General features: G+C 72.6%; 15 protein-coding genes. 3 read left to right on the top strand and 12 right to left on the bottom strand.

Annotated features, from left to right (window positions below; translation table 11 throughout):
* Positions 1 to 13: 13 nt before the first annotated feature.
* Together O2W20_RS22125 and O2W20_RS22120 are read right to left on the bottom strand one after the other, a co-directional pair.
* A complete protein-coding gene (locus tag O2W20_RS22125; protein ID WP_269173768.1) occupies positions 14 to 2,212 on the bottom strand; it encodes an MMPL family transporter in 2,199 nt (732 codons plus the stop codon).
* Positions 2,213 to 2,229: 17 nt separating this feature from the next.
* A complete protein-coding gene (locus O2W20_RS22120; RefSeq protein WP_269173769.1) occupies positions 2,230 to 2,913 on the bottom strand; it encodes an SDR family NAD(P)-dependent oxidoreductase in 684 nt (227 codons plus the stop codon).
* Positions 2,914 to 3,051: 138 nt separating this feature from the next.
* Between O2W20_RS22120 and O2W20_RS22115 the strand changes: the two genes are divergently transcribed.
* Both O2W20_RS22115 and O2W20_RS22110 read left to right on the top strand, forming a co-directional pair.
* Positions 3,052 to 3,909: a helix-turn-helix domain-containing protein gene (locus O2W20_RS22115; protein WP_269173770.1), complete on the top strand. Its 858-nt coding sequence runs from the start codon at positions 3,052 to 3,054 to the stop codon at positions 3,907 to 3,909.
* A gap of 70 nt (positions 3,910 to 3,979) precedes the next feature.
* Positions 3,980 to 4,135 (top strand): Zn-dependent oxidoreductase, encoded by a 156-nt coding sequence (locus O2W20_RS22110; protein ID WP_269173771.1) that lies wholly within the window; start codon positions 3,980 to 3,982, stop codon positions 4,133 to 4,135.
* A 949-nt stretch (positions 4,136 to 5,084) separates the two neighbouring features.
* Here the strand turns inward: O2W20_RS22110 and O2W20_RS22105 are convergent.
* The 3 genes from O2W20_RS22105 to O2W20_RS22095 form a co-directional block, all read right to left on the bottom strand.
* The gene (locus tag O2W20_RS22105) at positions 5,085 to 6,185 is read right to left on the bottom strand and encodes a Gfo/Idh/MocA family protein (protein WP_269173882.1); all 1,101 of its coding nucleotides are present in this window, start codon (positions 6,183 to 6,185) and stop codon (positions 5,085 to 5,087) included.
* A gap of 512 nt (positions 6,186 to 6,697) precedes the next feature.
* Positions 6,698 to 7,669, bottom strand: a complete 972-nt coding sequence (locus O2W20_RS22100) for an aldo/keto reductase (protein ID WP_269173772.1) — start codon at positions 7,667 to 7,669, stop codon at positions 6,698 to 6,700.
* Positions 7,670 to 7,963: 294 nt separating this feature from the next.
* Positions 7,964 to 8,566, bottom strand: coding sequence for a TetR/AcrR family transcriptional regulator (locus O2W20_RS22095; RefSeq protein WP_269173773.1), 603 nt, complete (start codon positions 8,564 to 8,566; stop codon positions 7,964 to 7,966).
* A gap of 758 nt (positions 8,567 to 9,324) precedes the next feature.
* Between O2W20_RS22095 and O2W20_RS22090 the strand changes: the two genes are divergently transcribed.
* Positions 9,325 to 10,296 carry a quinone oxidoreductase family protein gene (locus O2W20_RS22090; protein WP_269173774.1) on the top strand — a complete coding sequence of 324 codons (972 nt, stop codon included), beginning with the start codon at positions 9,325 to 9,327 and terminating at the stop codon, positions 10,294 to 10,296.
* Between the two features lie 82 nt (positions 10,297 to 10,378).
* Here the strand turns inward: O2W20_RS22090 and O2W20_RS22085 are convergent, their stop codons facing one another.
* The 7 genes from O2W20_RS22085 to O2W20_RS22055 all read right to left on the bottom strand — a co-directional run bounded on the left by O2W20_RS22085 (position 10,379) and on the right by O2W20_RS22055 (position 18,668).
* Entirely contained in the window at positions 10,379 to 11,335 is a 957-nt protein-coding gene (locus O2W20_RS22085) for a VWA domain-containing protein (protein WP_269173775.1), read from the bottom strand.
* Positions 11,332 to 12,306 (bottom strand): DUF58 domain-containing protein, encoded by a 975-nt coding sequence (locus O2W20_RS22080; RefSeq protein ID WP_269173776.1) that lies wholly within the window; start codon positions 12,304 to 12,306, stop codon positions 11,332 to 11,334. The genes O2W20_RS22085 and O2W20_RS22080 overlap by 4 nt, the downstream gene beginning before the upstream one ends.
* Positions 12,303 to 13,478 (bottom strand): AAA family ATPase, encoded by a 1,176-nt coding sequence (locus tag O2W20_RS22075; RefSeq protein WP_269173777.1) that lies wholly within the window; start codon positions 13,476 to 13,478, stop codon positions 12,303 to 12,305. Before O2W20_RS22075 ends, O2W20_RS22080 begins: the two co-directional genes overlap by 4 nt.
* A 212-nt stretch (positions 13,479 to 13,690) precedes the next feature.
* A complete protein-coding gene (locus O2W20_RS22070; RefSeq protein ID WP_269173778.1) occupies positions 13,691 to 15,031 on the bottom strand; it encodes a C40 family peptidase in 1,341 nt (446 codons plus the stop codon).
* A gap of 261 nt (positions 15,032 to 15,292) precedes the next feature.
* Positions 15,293 to 16,831, bottom strand: coding sequence for an AMP-binding protein (locus O2W20_RS22065; protein WP_269173779.1), 1,539 nt, complete (start codon positions 16,829 to 16,831; stop codon positions 15,293 to 15,295).
* A 97-nt stretch (positions 16,832 to 16,928) separates the two neighbouring features.
* Positions 16,929 to 17,663, bottom strand: coding sequence for an SIR2 family NAD-dependent protein deacylase (locus O2W20_RS22060; RefSeq protein WP_269173780.1), 735 nt, complete (start codon positions 17,661 to 17,663; stop codon positions 16,929 to 16,931).
* A 9-nt stretch (positions 17,664 to 17,672) separates the two neighbouring features.
* Positions 17,673 to 18,668, bottom strand: coding sequence for a phosphatase PAP2 family protein (locus O2W20_RS22055; protein ID WP_269173781.1), 996 nt, complete (start codon positions 18,666 to 18,668; stop codon positions 17,673 to 17,675).
* Positions 18,669 to 18,917: the final 249 nt, after the last annotated feature.

Below are 18,917 nucleotides of genomic sequence, written 5' to 3'. Positions count from 1 at the left end.
GAGCTTCGCGGCCTCAGGCGTCGCTGAGGCCGAACCGGTGGTGGAAGCGGCGCAGCAAAGCCGGGGCGTACCAGGCGGATCGCCCCAGCAGGCGGAAGGAGGCAGGAACGAGCACGCCCCGCACGAGGGTGGCGTCCAGCAAGATCGCCAGCCCGGCCGCGATGCCGAACAGCTGGATGAAGCTGACCTCGCTGACGGCGAAGGCGAAGAAGCTGACGGCGATGAGCCCCGCCGCGGTGGACACGAGCCGGCCGCTGCGGGCCAGCCCGACCGTGACCGATTCAGCGGTGCTCGCCCCCGCGTCGTGCAGTTCCTTGATCCGGCTCATCAGGAAGACCTCGTAGTCCATCGAGAGCCCGAAGGCGATGCAGAACACCAGCACGGGCATGGCCGTGTCGGTCGGCGTGGGAGTGAACCCGAGCAGCCCGGACAGGTGCCCTTCCTGGAAGATCCACACGGCCACGCCGAGCGTGGCGCCGAGGGTCAGCAGGTTGCCGACCAGCGCCCGCACCGGCTGCACGATGCTGCCGGTGAACAGGAACAGCAGCACGAACGTGCTGACCGCGATGATCGCGCCCGCCAGCGGCAGGCTCCCCGCGATCGCCGACTTCGCGTCGATCAGCTCGGCCGTGCGGCCGCCGACCAGGACCTCGCTGCCGGGCGGAGCCGGTTGGGCCCGCACCTGGCGGACGAGGTCCTGCGCGTCTGCCGAGGCCGGGTCCAGGTCGGAGGAGAGGGTGATCCAGGCGTGTCCGCCGCCGTCCAGGGCACCGGGGTCCGAGGTCGGCTCCGCCGGCTCCCCGTCAGCGAAGCTCCCGACGCTGCTGTCGGCGCCGACCACGCCGGGCAGGACGCTGAGGGCCCGGGTGAAGTCAGCCAGCTCGGCGCGTGCGGGAGCCGGGGTGAGGACGAGGTCGGTCGTGCCGGCAGCGTTCGACACGTAGCCGGACCGCAGCGCATCCCCCACCTGGTGGGCCGGGTGGTCGGCGGCCAGCACCCGATCGTCCGGCGAGCTGAAGGTGACGCCGAGCAGAGGGCTGGCGGCGAACAGCAGGACGGCGACAACGGGCAGACCGGTCACCAGGGGACGTTGCATGACGGCCCGGGCGATGCGACCCCACACCAGTGACTCGCTACCGCGCTCCCGGAGGAGCGGGAGCCTGCCGGCGTTGACGCGGTGGCCCAGGACGACCAGCAGAGCGGGCAGCACGACGATGGCCGCCAGGGCCGAGATCAGCGTGACCGCGATCCCCGCGTAGGCGAAGGATCGGAGGAAGTAGACCGGGAACACCAACAGGGCTGCCAGCGCCGTCGCGACCGCCAACGCGGAGAAGGCGATGGTGCGCCCGGCGGTCGCCACGGTCCGCACGACGGCCTCGGAGACGCTTGCGCCGCGAGCCAGCTCCTCGCGGTAGCGGCTGACCACGAGCAGGGCGTAGTCGATGCCCAGCCCCAGCCCCAGGGCGGTGGTGATGTTGATGGCGAAGACGCTGACGTCGGTGAAGCGGGTGAACACGAACAGCACGGCGAAGGCACCGGCGATGCCCAGGGTGCCGATCGCCATCGGCAGGACAGCCGCCACCGCGGTGCCGAACGCGAGGAGCAGGAGCAGCAGGGTCACCGGCACCGCGATCGCCTCGGCCCGAGCGATGTCCTTGCCGACCTGACTGCCGATGTCAGTGCCCAACGACCCGCCGATGGCGACGGTGGCGACCTCGTCGTCGACCTCCGCGTACTCCTCCAGCAGATCGCCGGCACGATCGCCCTGCTCCTCCCCGGCCGCCACCGTGACCAGGATCAGGGCGTCGGCGCCGTCGGTGGACCGCAGGCTCGGGGCACCGGTGTCCCAGTAGGACATGACACCGGCGACGCCGGACTCACCAGCGAGCCGCGCGGCGAGAGCGCTGCCGCTGGCCGCCACGGCGGGAGCGTCCACGTCCCCGTCCCGTGCGCGCACCAGGAAGACCATGTTCGGCTCGCCGGGGAAGTTCTGGTCCAGCAGGGCTTGAGCACGGCTGGAGTCCGATGCGGGGTCGTCCCGCCCGCCGTCCTTCAGGGCCCCGAAGGCCCCCACCGCCAGGGCCGCCGAGATCAGCAGGCCCACGACCGCGAGGGCGAGCACCACGCGGGCGCGGCGGACGACCCAGGCGCCCGACCTGGCGAACAGCGGCCCGCGGCTCGCCGCGCCGCCCGGCGAGGCAGGCGCGGGCACCCGATCTTCGCCGGCGCTCACCAGGGCAGTTCCCCTGCCTCGTCCTGGAGGGTCCCGGTCGGACCGGTCGAGTCGAGCGTGGCCAGCCGCACGACGACCCGGGCACTCTCCTCGACCGGTCGCCCGATCCCGAAGGCGGCGGTCATGTCGGTCGCGGTGGTGCCTGGCTCGAGGGCGTTGAACCTGATGCCCGGGTGCGCCTTGGCGTACTGCACCGTGAGCATGGTGGCTGCGGCCTTGGACGCCGAGTACAGCGCGAGCGGCAGACCGAACTCCGGCCGCTCCGGGTTGGTCACCGCCCAGAACGACCCGGCGCTGCTGGAGATGACGACGACGTTCGGGTTCGACGACCGGCGGAGCAGGGGCAGCGCCGCCTCCGTGACGCGCACGATGCCCACCGCGTTGACGTCGAAGGAACGCAGCGCCGCCGGGCCGTCGAGCCCGGTCTCCAGGACGCCCGCGTTGTGGACCAGGACGTCGAGGCGGCCTTCAGCCTCGTCGATCGCCGCGAGTGCGCTCCCCACGGAGGCGTCGTCGGTGACGTCCAGCTGGACGGATCGCGCCCCGATCTCCGCGGCGGCCTTCCCACCGCGCTCGACGTCCCGGGCGCCGATGTAGACGGTGTGCCCCAGCTCCATGAGCTGTCTGGCGGTCTGGAAGCCGATGCCCTTGTTGGCGCCGGTGATCAGGGTGACGGTCATGGCGTCCTCTCGAAGTGCTCCGCCCGAAGGGGCCGCTGTGGACGCTATGGACCGGGAACGGGGTCACCCAGGGCCCTCTGCAGCCTGGGGTCTGACAGGACCCCCACTGATCGCTGCCAGCGGCCTAGGGTCGCTGGCGTGGACGAGTCGGCGAATCCGCTCGGAGCCTTCCTGCGGGCCCGGCGCGAGCTGGTGACGCCCCAGCAGGCGGGCATCCCCGACGGCGGGGTGCGGCGGGTGCCGGGGCTGCGGCGGGAGGAGGTCGCGATGCTCGCCGGCATCAGCGCCGACTACTACCTCCGGCTGGAACGGGGCCGCGACCGTCATCCGTCACTGCAGGTGCTGGAGTCCATCGCCCGCGTGCTGCAGCTCGACGACGACCACTTCGCCCACCTGCAGACGCTGGCCGCGGAGGTCCCCCGGCAGCGGAAGCGTCGGCCGCGCAAGCAGACCCCGCCGGCGGGGGTGCTCAAGCTCCTGGACTCCCTTGTGCAGCCGGCCTTCATCGAGGACCGCTACTTCGACATCCTGGCCGCGAACCGCATGGCGACCGCGCTCTCCCCCGGCCTCGCCGTCGGGGGCAACCAGCTGCGTGACCTCTTCCTCGATCCCGCCCAGCAGGCGCTGCACCGGGAGTGGGAGCAGGTCACGGAGTGCTTCATCGCGAACCTCCGGCAGGCCGTCGGCACGGACGGCGACGATCCCCGGTTCATCGAGCTCACCGGCGAGCTGACGCTGGGGAGCCCGCGGTTCCGGCAGCTCTGGGCCCGGCACGAGGTACGCCGGCAGTGGGGGGCGCCGATCCGGCTCGACCACCCCCAGGTCGGGGAGATGACGCTCAACCGGGAGCGCCTGGCCGTCAACGGCACCGACGACCTGATGCTGGTCGTCTACCACCCGGACGCCGGTTCGGATGCCGCGGACAAGCTGGCGCTCCTGGCCTCCGCCGCCCTGCCCACCTCGGACACCGAGCACGACGTCGCGCAGCACACCTGACGACGCCGCCGACCAGGAGCGCGACCGCACCACCGAGGCCGGCCGGCAGCCGAGGACCTACGGTCGGGACATGCGTGCTGTGCAGATCACCCGCTTCGGCGGCCCCGAGGTCATGGACGTCGTCGACCTCCCCGACCCCACTTCCGGCGACGGCGAGCAGCTGTTCGACATCTCCAGCTGCGGCGTCAACTTCGCCGACACCCACCACCGCGTTGCGTCCAACTGAAGTCAGGTGCTCGGGGGTCGACACCGACGCTTGCCTGAGCCGGGCCGCCCGCTTCGGCGGCAACTCCCTTCCACTTCGGGAGGTTGGGGCGTCGCTACGCTGGCGAACCCCGACCTGGACCGCCTCGTGGTCATACCGTCGCGATCCCAGTGACGAAGCTGCCGGCCACGCCCGACAGCCTGGTCGCGCTCGACGACCACAGCTCGGCAGGCGTTGCCCACGGCAGGTGCCACTGCGTCGTCGGCGGTCGTCTGGTCGCGCCATCAGCCCAGGGCCGGCCCCGACGCCACGGCCGTTCCGTCAGTTCAACGGCTCCAGCAACGACGCCAGGCGGCGGCGCCTCTCCCGCCCCGCCGGTCCGGTGCGAAGCCCGCGACCGGCTGGTCAGTCGGTGTCCGGCGTCGGGACCGGGAGCGGGTGGTCGTCAGGGTGGACGACGTCCCTGATGCGGCTCGCGTAACGATGGTCCAGGCTGTCCGACGTCGTTCTGATCGGACGCGGAACCGCCTGGTGCGTGCTGGACCGGTGTGGTTCGCGGTCCGCGCCGGCCGCCGGCATGGTCGCCGAGGCGAGCAAAGCTCATCCGCAACCTGCAGCGCGCAGAACGCCGGGGCTGAGCTACAACGCGTTCCCCCTGCTGGGTCGGCTGGCGCGACCGCGATCACCGTGACTGTCCAACCAATGGAACCCAGCGTCACGCCGAGGTCCTCGGCGACGAGCGGGAGGGAACTGGCCGGCGGAACTCAGCCATCACCGAAGCGAGGATGCGTGGCTCGAGGAGATGCCGCCGGCTCAGGAAGCAGGCACAGAGGCGGTCGACGTGCCCGTAGGCGGTGGTGCGGTGGTCACCGATTCCATCCGTAGGGTGCGACGGGACCGCCCGGTGCTCTCACTGTGCGAGTTGGCCAAACGACCGGCTCCTCCAGGCACACGTCAGCGGATGCTCACCTCAGCGGTGCACGCGTCGGCCGCTGGCGGCGGAGCGTGTGATGGCGTCCAGGAGCTGGTGCCGAATGACGGCGTCGTCGAAGTCGGGAACCACGGCGGCGCCGCCGAGGAGCTGGTCGCGGATCCCGCCGTACGCGTGCGCCAGAGTGTGGATCGGCGACCGGGCCAGCCGGGGGTACTGGTCGTAGCCGTCGGGGAGGGGCATCTCGGTTGGGCGACCATGACCTCGTGCGCCACGCACGGTGACCGGCGTGACGTGCGGGTGGTTCGGTGCGGTGGCCTGGAGAGTGCCGTCCGAGCCGTCGACGGTCATCGAGAAGCCGGCTCCCGAGGCGATCCCGCCCCGCTGATGAGCAGAGAGGACCGCGCCGCCGGGCAAGGTACCGGAGATCGCGATCTGGTCCTCGGCCGTCATCGGAACATCCCGTCCACCGTGGATGAGCGGGACGTGCGGGTGCCGGATCGCCGTCGTTGCCACCACGTCCTGGAGCTCTCCGACCACCATCGACACGGAGTCGATGGCGTGGCCGAAGGCGATGGCCATCATCGTGGCGCCGAGTTGCCGATCGAGTGTGTAGAGCATGCGTTCTGAGACGGGTGTGCCCCACTCTGTGGCCGCCGTGGAGATCGTCACGGAGAGCACCTCGCCTACGAAGCCGTTCGACACGAGGTCGGCCAGCCAGCGGAAGGTGGGCGAGGAGCGTCCCTGCAAGCCCACGAAAGTGGGAATGCCCTGCGCTGCTGCGGCCATGTCCTCTGCTTCGCGGAGGTCGACGGCGAAGGGCCACTCGCAGAACACCGCCTTGCCGGCACCGAGGGCGGGCAGCACGAGATCGCGGTGCTGCGGTGTCTTCACCGTCACCACGACCAGATCGATGTCGTCGGCTTCCGCCAGTGCTCCGGCCGATGCGTATGCGGGCACCCCGTGCACCGCGCTCGCCGCACGAGCCGACGCGGGCGAGCTCCCCACCAGCCCACGCAGCTCGAACCCGCCGACCGTCGACAGAGCCGGCAGGTGTGCTCCGGCACCCCAGCCTCCCGTCGCGCTCAGTCCTACGACGCCCACGCCGATGAGAGGCCGGCGAGTTGCGTCGCTGGACATTGACAGGTCGTTGGGCCTGGTGGCTCGTCCGAGTACGTCCCCGGTCGTCATGACCTGCTCCTTCTCGATCGGATTGGATGTCGAGCTGGCGCTCGGGGACGTCGGCGTCACAACGGGGACGCCTGGGTGTCGAACTGGGCGATGAGACTGATTGCCCGACGCACTCCCAGGTCACAGCCCGAGGTGCCGATTGCGTGACATCGCGCCACGCCTGTACGGGGCATGGCCGTACAGGCGAGCCGGGCTACGAAGTGGCCACCGTCGTGGACCATGCGATGGCGTCAACGTCGATCGGTGCACCGGCACGACCCGGCCACGCATGCCTACGGTCGACCGCACGGACACTCCTGCGCTGCGCACACCCGCACCGGGTCGTGACTGTCGCACTGGTCAGGCCCGATCGGTTCAGGCTGCCGAGGTCGCCAGAGGTTTCCCGTCACGGATGAGGCCGGCCCAGTCGCCTGTCGTGCGTCCTCGACGCAACTGCGCGGCCTCGCCGTCTCGTGGGTCCGTCAGCGGTCGATGGCGGCCATGTTGCCCTCGTCGTAGCGGTCACCCGACGCAGGAGTGAGTGCATCGAGGCGAGCGACCTGGTCAGCGGTGAGCTCGACATCTGCAGCGGCAGCGTTCTCTTCGACCCGGGTCATCCGGGCAGTGCCGGGGATGGGGCTGATGTCCTCGCCCTGGGCCAGCAGCCACGCGAGAGCCACCTGGGCGGGCGTCGCCCCGACCTCAGCAGCGACCGCCGACACCTCGTCGACGATCTGCAGGTTCCGCTCGAGGTTCCCGCCAGCGAAGCGGGGATTGGTGCGGCGCCAGTCGTCGGCGTCCAGACCGTCGAGGGACCGGATCGTCCCGGTGAGGAATCCGCGCCCCAGCGGGGAGTAGGGCACCAGCCCGATTCCCAGCTCGCGCAGCACCGGCAGGACGTCGGTCTCGACGTCGCGGGTCCACAGCGAGTACTCGCTCTGCACTGCGGTCACCGGATGGACAGCGTGAGCCCGGCGGATCGTCGACGGGCCGGCCTCGGACAGGCCGATGTGGCGCACCTTCCCTGCGGTGACCAGGTCCGCCAGTGCGCCCACCATCTCCTCGATGGGCGTGTCCGGATCGACCCGGTGCTGGTAGTACAGATCGATGTGGTCGGTGCCCAGACGCTTCAGGGAACCGTCGACGGCGATACGGATGCTGGCGGGCGTGCTGTCTGGACCGGAGCGACCGGTGTGGGAGACGAGCCCGAACTTGGTGGCCACCACGACGTTGTCGCGGCGCCCCGCGATGGCGCGGCCGACGAGCTCCTCGTTGAGGAACGGGCCGTAGACCTCCGCGGTGTCGATGTGTGTGACACCGCGGTCCAGGGCGTGGCGGATCGTGCGGATCGATTCGGCGTCCCCTCGCCCGGCGGCGCCGTAGGCGATGGACATTCCCATGGCCCCGAGGCCGATACGGGAGACCTGAAGGCCTCCGAGCGATGTTGTCTTCATGTCTTGGTCCTCTTCCTGCGCGAGTGAGTGGTGGATCGCCTCTACCGATGCCGGTGAGGGAGTGAGTGGAGCGGTCAGTGACGGATGAGGCGCCTCGCGGCGTTGCGATCGGCCATCCGTGCTGTGAACCTCGACCCATGGGGTTCTATTCCGCCCGGTACATAACTTGGACGGCGAGGCACCCGGGCGCAGTCACCTCGTGGGGGTTCAACGCTGGCCGGCTACCTCGACGGCGACGTCACGCACAACGCCGTCGTCGAGCTGGTGCCTCTCAGCCGGGTGAGCCGACCGTCCTCAAGGCCGCCAGTTCTGCAGCGCGACGTCGGCGATCAGCTGGAGGTCCTTGCGGCTGACGCCACTGGCGGCCTGGACGGCGATGCCGAAACCCACCGTCATGACGTAACGCGCCAGGCTCTGCGGGTCGGCATCCGACGGGAGGTCCCCCTCCTTGGCAGCTCGCCGAAAGCGCTCCGCCAAGCGGTCGCCGGCATCGTTGCGCCAGCCGGCGAGCACGTCGTGCGCGGCCTGGCCCCCACTGCTCGACGCAAGTGCGCCCTGGACACCCAGACATCCGGCCGGTCCCTCCGGAGGGGTTGTAGCCCGGACCGCTCCATCGAAGAACGCCGCCACGACCTGCCGCGCCGTCGGCTCCTCCAACGCCCGCAGACCATAGGAAGCCGGCCCCTCCGTGTAGCGGTCCAAGGCTCGACGAAAGAGCTGCTCCTTGCTGCCGAAGGCCGCGTAGAAGCTCGGCTTGGTGATGCCCATGGCGCCGGTCAGGTCGGCGAGGCTGGCCCCCTCGTAGCCCCGCTCCCAGAACAGCCGGACTGCAACATCGAGCGCGTCATCGATGTCGAACTGCCTGGGGCGACCGACGGGACGCGGGGAACCACCCATGCCCTCATTTTACGCTCCGGTACACAAATAGCTGGCGCGATGCGCCACCCAGGCGCGACCCGCCTGGGCGCTCAGGGCAAGCCCCCTCCCTCACCGGACGCGCCAGTGACCGCATCGACCCAGCGCAGTGGGACCTGTGGCCGACAGCATCAGCACGCTCTTGCCAGCTGGAGGATCCACGCATCGCACCGCGGGCAAGTCGGCCGCAGCGATTGCTCGTCTCCGGCGAGAGTCGTCCTCACGACCACAGGCGACATCGAATCTCAGGGGTGCGCCATCCGCGCGGACGTCGGTCCGGCTCCAGCGCACGGCGCAGTGCGGCGATGAACGCAGGAGGGCAGTCACCGTGCGTTCGGGAGGGACGTCCCACAAGTCGTCAGCTACCTGTCCGGAGACCCGCCCAGTGCTCGTGCGACGACCTGGCGCGCGAGGGCAACTGGATGTCGGGCCGTCCAGGGCCGCCGTGTCGCCGACAGCGCGCGGTGACCTGCCCGAGGAGACCGACGGTGCCGGTCACCGTATGCGCACAGCGCTCAACGCGCATTCCTGGCCTCGGGGCGCACCACCGGTGCTTCGAACGCTCACCGGCCTCGGGACCGACGCGACAAACCACGATGTGATCAGCCTGGCCACTGGCGATAAGACGCCGTATCGCGCCAGCTGAGAGGCAGCCACCAGAGTGCAGCCCCCACTCAGTACTGCGGCGGCAAGCACACCGCCCGTCACGTTCAGCGTGGGGAAGGCCATAGCCTCACCGCATGCGTGCTGTGCAGATCACCCGCTTCGGCGGCCCCGAGGTCATGGACGTCGTCGACCTGCCCGACCCCGTCCCCGGGGACGGCGAGCAGCTGTTCGACATCTCGAGCTGCGGGGTCAATTTTGCGGATACACACCAGACCGAGGACAGCTACCTCGCCAAGCAGCAGCTCCCGCTGATCCCGGGGGCCGAGTTCGTCGGCACCCCGGCCGGTGGCGGCCAGCGCGTGGTGGGCCTGCTGCCCGGCGGCGGCTACGCGGAGAAGGTCGCCGCTCATCCGCGACTGACCTGGCCGGTGCCCGACGGCGTCACCGACGAGCAGGCGCTGGCCGTCGTCCTGCAGGGCGCCACCGCCTGGCACCTGCTGCGCACCTCCGCCCACCTGGCCGAGGGCGAGTCCGTCGTCGTCATCGCCGGCGCCGGCGGGGTGGGCACCCTGGCGATCCAGCTGGCGAAGCGCTGGGGCGCCGGCCGGGTCATCGCCACCGCCTCCAGCCCGGAGAAGCGGGAGCTGGCCGCGTCCCTCGGCGCCGACGCCACCGTCGACCCGGCGCTGGCCACCGACGACCCGAAGGCCTTCACCGCCGCGCTCCGGGAGGCCAACGGCGGCAAGCGCGTCGACATCGTGCTGGAGATGACCGGCGGCAACGTGTTCGACGGGTCGCTGTCGGCGTTGGCACCCTTCGGCCGGCTGGTCGCCTACGGCATGGCCGGTCGGGAGGCCCCCGCCACGGTCGCCGTACCCGCGCTGATGGGCACCAGCCGGGCGGTCATCGGCTTCTGGCTGGCGCACTGCATGACCCGGCCCGAGATGATGGACGCCGCGATGACCGACCTGCTGGCGATGGTCGCCGACGGGACCCTGAAGCCGGTCTCCGGTGGCCGCTACCCGCTGACCGCCGTCCGCGAGGCCCACCAGGACCTGCTCGCCCGGCGCACCACCGGCAAGCTCGTCCTCGACCCGACCCGCTGAGGCGCCAGGCACAGGAGGCTTTCCACCCAGTTCTCGAGCCAGAAGTGGGCGAAGAGCTTCCTATGCCTGGGCGGGGAGCCGGCTAGAGCAGGCGGTTGGTCCAGAGGAGGGACGCGACGACGCCGAGGAACGCGAACAGCACGCCGCCGCGGACGAACCACGGGCTGATGTCCTGCGGCTCGGTGGTGTACCCGATCTGGCTGCCCAGGTCCTCGAAGACCTCCGACAGCTCCGCGGCGCTGGCCGCCTCGCTGTAGCTGCCGTCGGTCTCCTCGGCGATCTGCTCCAGCGTTGCCCGGTCGACCGGCACCGGCACCCGCTCGCCGTTGATGTCCAGCGTCCCGTAGTCGGTGCCGAACGCGATCGTGGAGACCGGCACCGAGGCGGCGTTGGCGGCGTCGATCGCCTGGGTCGCCTCCCGGCCCACGGTGCTGTACCCGTCGGACAGCAGCACGATCCGGGCCGGCGGCGCCTCCATCCCCTCCGAGGCCAGCGTCGCCTGGTAGTTGGTGATGGCGGTGAGCGAGGTGAAGATCGCGTCCCCGATCGCCGTCGCCTCGGCGAGTTCGAGGTTCTCGATCGCGGTGCGCACCTCCTCCCGGTCCGTGGTCGGGGTGACCAGGGTGGCCGCCGTCCCGGCGAAGGCGACCAGCCCCAGGTTGATCCGCTCCGGCAGCACCTCCACGAACTCCTCGGCCGCCAGCTGCATGGCCTGGAAACGGTCCGGCTCGACGTCGGTCGCGCGCATCGACAGCGAGACGTCGACGGCCATGATCACCGTCGCGCGTTCCCGCGGCACCCGGACCTCGGTGCTCGGCTGCGCCAGCGAGGCGACCAGCACCGCGAGCCCCAGGGCGACGAGCCCGAACGCCACGTGCCGGCGCCACCCGGCCCGCTTGGGCACCAGCGAACCGAGCATGGCCACGTTGGTGAACCGGGCGGCGTACTTGGCGCGGCGCCGCTGCAGCAGCACGTAGAGGCCGACCAGGGCCACCACCGCCAGCAGCCCGGCCAGCCACCACGGGGACTGGAAGGTCATCGGGAGGCCCCTCCACTGCCGGCGCGCCGGCGGTCGGCGACGTAGCGGACGACGTCGGCCAGCCAGTCGCGGTCGGTCTGCAGTCTCAGGTGCCCGGCACCGGCCCGGCGCAGGGCGGCGGCGATCTCGCGGCGCTGCGCGGCGGCGCCCTCGGCGAACCGGCGGCGGACCTCCGCGTTCCCGGTGGGCACCTCCAGCGTCTGCCCGGTCTCGGGGTCGACGACGGTCAGCAGGCCCACGTCGGCCAGCTCGAGTTCCCGCGGGTCGACGACCTCGATGGCCAGCAGGTCGTGCCGGGCCGACAGCCCCCGCAGCGGGCGCTCCCAGTCGGCGGTGCCCTGCGCATCAGAGCCCAGGAAGTCCGAGATGACGACGACCAGCCCGCGCCGCCGCGGCGGGCGGCGCAGCGACTCCAGTGCGGCGGCGAGGTCGCCGCGCCGGCCCGCCCCGGCCCGCGGGGTGGCGACGACGGACCGCAGCAGCCGGTCCGCGGCGAGCCGCCCGGGGGTGGCCGGGTACCGGTCGACCCGCTCGCCGGTGGTGACGACGGCGCCCAGCCGGTTGCCGCCGTGCACGGTGAGGTGACTGACCGCCGCGAGGCCGGCGATCGCCAGGTCCCGCTTCTCGCACTCGGCGGTGCCGAAGTCCAGGCTGGCGGAGAGGTCCAGGACCACCCAGGTCTCCAGCTCCCGGTCGGCGATCGTCTCGCGGACGTGTGGCACCTGGGTGCGCGCGGTCACCGGCCAGTCCATCCGGCGGACGTCGTCCCCGGGGTGGTAGGCGCGGGAGTCACCGGCCTCGCTGCCCGAGCCCGGCACCAGGCCCAGGTGGTCGCCCTGCAACAGCCCGTCCAGCCGGCGGCGGACGGTGAGCTCCAGGCGGCGCAGCAGCACCGCCGAGTTGCTGCCGGGCCCGAAGTGCGGCGGGGCACCGCCGCCCGGCCCCCGGCCGGTGTCGTCCGGGCCGGTCACACCGACTGCGGGCCGAAGCCGCCGTCCGGACGACCGCCGCCCTGCGGCGCACCTTGGGGAGCGCCGTTCGGGCTGCCCTGCGACGGGCCGAAGGACGGGCCACCGAAGCCGGGCACCGACGGGCCACCGGGGGAACCGGGCCCGTAGCCGGCGGCGCGCTGCCGCGGGGTGACCTGCGGCAGCGGCACGCTCTGCACCACCCGCTTGACGATGTGGTCGGCCGGCACGCCGTCGGCCAGCGCGTCGTAGGAGAGCACCAGCCGGTGCCGAAGCACGTCACCGGTCACGTCCAGCACGTCCTGCGGCAGCACGTAGTCCCGGCCCCGGATCAGCGCCAGCGCACGGCTGGAGGCGATCAGGCCCAGCGAGGCGCGCGGGCTCGCGCCGTAGGAGACCCAGTTGGCGACGTCGGGCATCCCGTGCTCGTTCGGCGCCCGGGTCGCCACCACCAGCCGGACGACGTAGTCGACCAGCGCGTGGTGCACGAACACCTCCGACGCCGTGCGCTGCAGCCGGCGCACGTCCTCGGGCCCCAGCACCGGCTGCGCCTCCGGCGGGGTCGACCCCATCCGGTAGATGATCTCGCGCTCCTCCTCCGGGCTCGGGTAGTCGACGAGCACCTTGAGCAGGAAGCGGTCGCGCTGGGCCTCCGGGAGCGGGTAGACGCCCTCGTTCTCGATCGGGTTCTGGGTGGCCAGCACCAGGAACGGGTCGGGGAGCTTGTGCGTCACGCCGCCGATGGAGACCTGCCGCTCGGCCATGACCTCCAGCAGCGCCGACTGCACCTTGGCCGGGGCCCGGTTGATCTCGTCGGCGAGCAGGAAGTTGGCGAAGACCGGCCCCAGCTCGGTGGCGAAGGTGTCCTGCCCGGACTTGTAGATGCGGGTGCCGATGATGTCGGCCGGCACCAGGTCGGGGGTGAACTGCAGCCGGGAGAACTTCCCGCCGACGACGGTGGCCAGGGTCTCCACGGCGAGGGTCTTCGCGACGCCGGGAACGCCCTCGAGGAGCACGTGCCCCCGGGCCAGCAGGCCCACGAGCATCCGCTCGACCAACCGGTCCTGGCCGACGATGACCCGCTTGATCTCGAAGAGCGCACGCTCCAGGCGCGCGGCGTCGACCGAGGGCGGGGTGGGCTGTTCGGGGGCGGGCGAGCTGCCTGCGGCGGTCACGCGTCGAGTGTCCTACACCTGGCTGTGCGACCACCGCCGGCTGCACGGTCCGGCAGCCCACGACACCCCGTCCACAGGCGTCGTCGGCCCTGCCCGTAGACCGGCCGGGCTGCTAGCCTGACGCTCGCGTCGGGCAGCTCCCCCCGTGGCTGCCCGACGCCTTTCTGCGCGGGCCGGCAACGCCCTGCCGGCCCCTTCCCGATGTCGCGGTGTCAGCCGGTGGGGCGCACGGCGCCGAAGTAGTCGCTGCCGAACCACATGGTGCTGATCCGCACCACGTCACCGCTCTGCGGCGCCTGGATGACCTTGTTGCCGCCCAGGTACAGGGCCACGTGGTAGATCGAGTTGTAGTTGCTGCCGCTCCCCCAGAACACCAGGTCGCCGGCCTGCAGGTCGTCGCGGCCCACCGTCCGGTCGCTGAAGCGGGCCCACTGCGCCCGACTGGTGCCACCGATGGCGATCCCGGCCTGGGCGTAGGCGTACTCGGTCAGCCCCGAGCAGTCGAAGCCCCAGATGTGGGTGTCCGGCGGGATGCCGTAGCTGGGGCCGCGGCTGCCGCCACCCCCCCAGGAGTAGGGCAGGCCCTGCTGGGTCTTCGCCGCGGCGATGGCGGTCTGCACGGCCGACCCGGACGGGGCGCCGGCGTTGTTCGGCACCGGGGCCGGCGCCGGTGCCGGTGCGGGCTTGGGAGCCGCCACCGGGGCGGGCGCGGGCGTCGCCACCGGAGCCGGCGCGGGTGCCGGCGCAGGTGTCGAGCTGCCGCCGCCCGAGGAGGACGACGAGCGCGTCGGTGCCGGGGCCGGGACGGGAGCCGGGGTCGCGGCCCGCTGGGCCGCCGCCCGCTCCTCGGCCGCCTGGCGCGCACCCTCCAGGCCGTACAGCGTCTGCTGCGCCTGCTCGAGCTCGGCCTCCAGCGCGTCCTGCTGCGCGACGAGCGCGACGGCCTGCTCGCGGGCGGCCACCTCCTGCTCCTGCGCGGACGCCAGCAGCTGCTCCGCCTCGGTCTTCAACGTCTCGGCCGCGCCGACCGCCTGCTGGGCGGTCTGCTCGGCGACGGTCGCCTGCTCCTGCAGCACGGTGAGCTCGGTGACGACGTCGACCCGGTGCTCCCCCACAGCGCCGAGCAGCGCAGCGCGCTCGATCAGCTCTGCCGGTCCACCGGCGGTCATCAGCGCCCGCGCACCGGGGTTGGTGCTGCCCTGCTTGTAGCTGTCCCGGGCGAAGGCGGCGACCTCGCCCTTGCCCACGGCCACCTCGGCAGCGGCCTGGCCCGCGGCTGCCTGGGCGGCGTCGGCGGCGGCGCGCGCCTCGTCGTAGTCGCCCTGCCGCTGCTCGTAGTCCTGCAGCGCCAGCAACGACCCGATCCGGGCCTCGTCGACCGCGGCCTGGGCGCCGGCCAGCTGACCGGTGATCGCCCCGACCTGGGCTGCGGCCTCCTCGCGGGCCCGCTGAGCCGCGGAGATGTCGCTGTCGGTCGGTGCGGCCACGGCCGTCCCGGGGGCGACCACGAGGCACGCGGCGACGACGGTGCCTGCGGCGAGCGCACGCTGCACCCAGCGGGCACCTGCTCGTCGTCCTGTGCTGACCTGCGTACCGACCTGTGCGTGCACGAACCCGACTCCTCCGTTGCCCGGCGCCAGGTTGTGCGGCGACGCCGGTCTCGACCAGTCCCGGCACACCCCTCCGGGTGTGCTCTCGCGGGCTCATCGACCGGATCGGGTGAACGACTGAGGGTCGTCGCAGGGACCTCCCCCGTCGGGGTGAGGTGGATCAGCACGCACGGTGAGCGCCGGGCCGCCCCGTCCAGGGAGCCTTCAGTTCACCTGGCGCTCGGAGTCGGCCCAGAAGGACTCGCGCAGCTTGAACTTCTGGATCTTGCCGGTGGCGGTGCGCGGGATGCCGTCCCGGAACTCGACCCGCTTCGGGGCCTTGTAGCCGGCCAGCGTCGTCCGGCAGTGCGCGATGATGTCCGCCTCGGAGGCGGTGGCGCCCTCGGCCAGCACGACCAGTGCGGTCACCATCTCCCCCCACCGGTCGTCGGGCACGCCGATCACCGCGACCTCTGAGACGGCGGGGTGACTGAAGACGGCGTCCTCCACCTCGATGGAGGAGACGTTCTCCCCGCCGGAGATGATCACGTCCTTCTTCCGGTCGGAGATGGTGAGGAAGCCGGCGTCGTCGACGGTGCCGCCGTCCCCGGTGTGGAACCAGCCGCCGTCGAGGGCGTCGGCGGAGGCCTCCGGGTTCTCCCAGTAGCCGGCCAGCACGGTGTTGCCCTGGGCCAGGACCTCGCCGGACTCGCTCGTGCTGATCCGGGTGCCCAGCGCCGGCACCCCGGCCCGGGAGAGCGCCCGCGCCCGGGTCTGCGCGTCCATCTCGTCGTACTCGGCGCGGGGCCGGTTGATCGTCAGCAGCGGCGCGGTCTCGGTGAGCCCGTAGATCTGGTTGAACTCCCAGCCCAGCTCCTCCTCCACCCGGGCGATCGTGCGCGAGGGCGGCGGTGCCCCGGCGACCACGATCCGCACCCGGTCCCGCCCGGGCACCTCGCCGTCCCAGTCGGCGGCCGCGTCGAGCACGGCGTTCCAGACGGCGGGCGCCCCGGCCATCAGCGTGACGCCGTGCTGCTCGACCCGGCGGAGGATCTCAGCGCCGTCGACCTTCCGCAACGCGACCTGCGTGGCCCCCACCCCGGCTGCGGTGTAGGGCAGCCCCCAGCCGTTGCAGTGGAACATCGGCAGCGTGTGCAGGTAGACGTCGCGGTCGCTGACCTGCATGTGCAGGCCGAACGTGGTGGCGTTGACCCAGAGGTTGCGGTGGGTCATCTGCACGCCCTTGGGCCGCGCCGTCGTCCCGCTGGTGTAGTTGATCGTGGCGGTGGCGTCCTCGTCCGGCGCGGACCACGGCCGCGGCTCCGCGTCGTGCCGGAGGAGCCCGGACTCGTACTCCTCACCCAGCAGGAACCGGTGCGGGACGTCGATGCCGGACAGCTGCGACTCCACCTCCGGGTCGGCCAGCAGCACGCGGGCGCCGCAGTGCTCGACGATGTAGGCGAAGTCCGCGGGCGCCAGCCGGAAGTTGACCGGCACGAGCACCCTGCCGAACGAGGGGACGGCGTAGAGCAGCTCCAGCAGCCGGGCCGAGTTGTGGCTGACCACCGCCACCCGCTCCCCCTCGCCGATGCCCAGTGCGTCCAGCCCGGCGGCGACCGCCCGGGCCCGTCGGGCCACGTCGCGGTAGGTCAGCTCCCCCAGCGAGGCCGCCGGCTGGGTCGGCTCGTCGACGACGCCGAGCCGGTCGCCGTAGACCAGCTCCGCCCGGTCGAGGAAGTCACGGGTGGTCAAGGGCACGCGCATGCCGGGCTCCCCGGTGCCGGGGCCGGCTGCGGTGCCGGCCGCTGTCCGAACGTGGTGGGCGTCACGCTAACGGGCCGGGGGCGCTCCCACGAGCCGCTCAGTCCGCGGCGGCCAGCAGCCGGGGCAGGGCGGTGCCGATCGGCTCCCGCACGACCAGGTCGGCGAGCCCGTCGTAGGGGGTCGGCTCGGCGTTGACGATGACCACCCGGGCACCGGAGGCGGCGGCCACCTCGACCAGTCCGGCCGCCGGGTGCACCCCGAGCGAGGTGCCGACGGCCAGGAACACGTCGCAGTCGGCGGCGGCCTGCGCGGCGACGTCGAGCACGTCGGCGTCCAGCGCCTGGCCGAAGCTGATCGTCGCCGACTTGAGGACGCCGCCGCAGTCGGCGCAGGCCGGGTCGGGCTCGCCGGCGTCCACCCGGGCCAGCGCCGCCGTCATCGGCGTGCGCGCACCGCAGGCCAGGCACTCGACCTCGCGGACGGTGCCGTGGAGTTCCAGCACTCCGCTGCTGCCCGCGTCAGTGTGCAGCCCGTCGACGTTCTGGGTGAGCAGCGCCCGCAGCCGGCCCTGCCGCTCCAGGTCGACCAGCGCGGCGTGCCCGGCGTTGGGACGCGCGTCGGGGGCGGTGTCCCGGCGCATGAGCCAGGCCCGGCGGCGGATCTCCGGGTCGGCCACGTAGTACGAGAGGGTGACCAGCTTCTCGGCGTCCGGGTCGCGGGTCCAGACGCCGTTGGGGCCGCGGTAGTCGGGGATGCCGCTGTCGGTGGAGATGCCGGCGCCGGTGAGCACGCAGATCCGGCGCGCAGCACGGAGCCAGTCGGGGGCGGTCACCTCCCCAGGCTAGGCAGCCACCGCCTCCCGCTGCCGCGCGCCGACCTCGGCTGGCAGGACCGGACGCCGGATCGCTCGGGAGGCCGCCGCGACCAGCCGCGGCACCAGCAGCCACACCGCCCCGGCGTAGAGCGCCCCGAGCAGCGTGTCGACCACGTAGTGCTCCCCGGACCACACCAGCACGACCGGCATCGCCACCGCGTAGGCCAGCAGCGCCGCCCGCTGCCACACCCGGGTGGCCACCGGCAGCAGCACCAGCACGGTCAGGACGGCGAAGGCGGTGTGCAGCGAGGGCACCGCCGCCACCTGGTTGACCTGCCCCTGCCCGGAGGAGAGCAGGGCACCGGCCTTGTCCAGCCCCAGCACGGCCCAGCCGGAGTTGCTGAGCCGGTCCACGTGCTCGATGACGCCGTCCTTCGCGGCCAGCCAGGGCGGCGCCGCCGGATACAGCACGTAGGTGACCAGCCCGGCCGCCGACAGCCCCACCACCAACCGGGCGTAGCCGGCCCAGCGGGACCGGTCGCGCAGCCAGAGGACGCCGAGCACCACCGGAGTCACCACGAAGTGGCTGCTGTAGACCAGCGACGCGACCACCGTCCACCAGGCGGCGCCCCAGTGCTCCTGCAGCCAGACCGTGGGCAGCACGCCGCCGGCGAGCCACCGGTCGGCCGCCGCGAGCTCGCCGACGGCCACCGGCATGCCCAGCCCGTCGGCGAACCCGCGGCTGAGGTCGTACAGCAGCAGGACCCCGGCCAGCGGGAGCCAGTCGGCGAGCAGCCGGAGGAGCGCGGACCACCCCCGGCCCAGGGACTGCACGGCCAACACCGCGACCACCCAGCCCAGCAGCACCAGGCGATCGGTCGGCAGGCCGGTGACGACGCAGGTGGCAAGGAAGGTGGCCAGCAGCCCACCGGTCCCCAGCAGACGGGCGCCGCGGTACCGGTCCGTCGGGACCGACAGCTCGACTGCGGACGTCGTCGTCCCAGTGGTGTCCGCGAGGGTCATGGCGCGGCACGCTAGGTGACCCAGCGCACGCGTGGGGGCCGCCGGCGCACGGCACGCCGCGTGCGCGGGTCCCCCGGGGCTGCGGTGACTGCCCGGACACGTGAGGTCGCCGGTGCCCCCGCGCCGACCGCCGTCCGTCGTGAGAGTGCTCACCGAGGGTGAGGAAAGGGTGGCCTTGCTCCACATCCCCGGCCGGGGGCTGGGATGATCGAGGGTGGCACATCGAGGCGCAGGACGCGCGCAGGACCA

The sequence above is a fragment of the Modestobacter sp. VKM Ac-2982 genome, assembly GCF_026967935.1.
GTDB lineage: Bacteria > Actinomycetota > Actinomycetes > Mycobacteriales > Geodermatophilaceae > Modestobacter.
The sequence above is the reverse complement of the archived record's forward strand: the minus strand, read 5'-3'. Positions and strand labels throughout refer to the sequence as shown.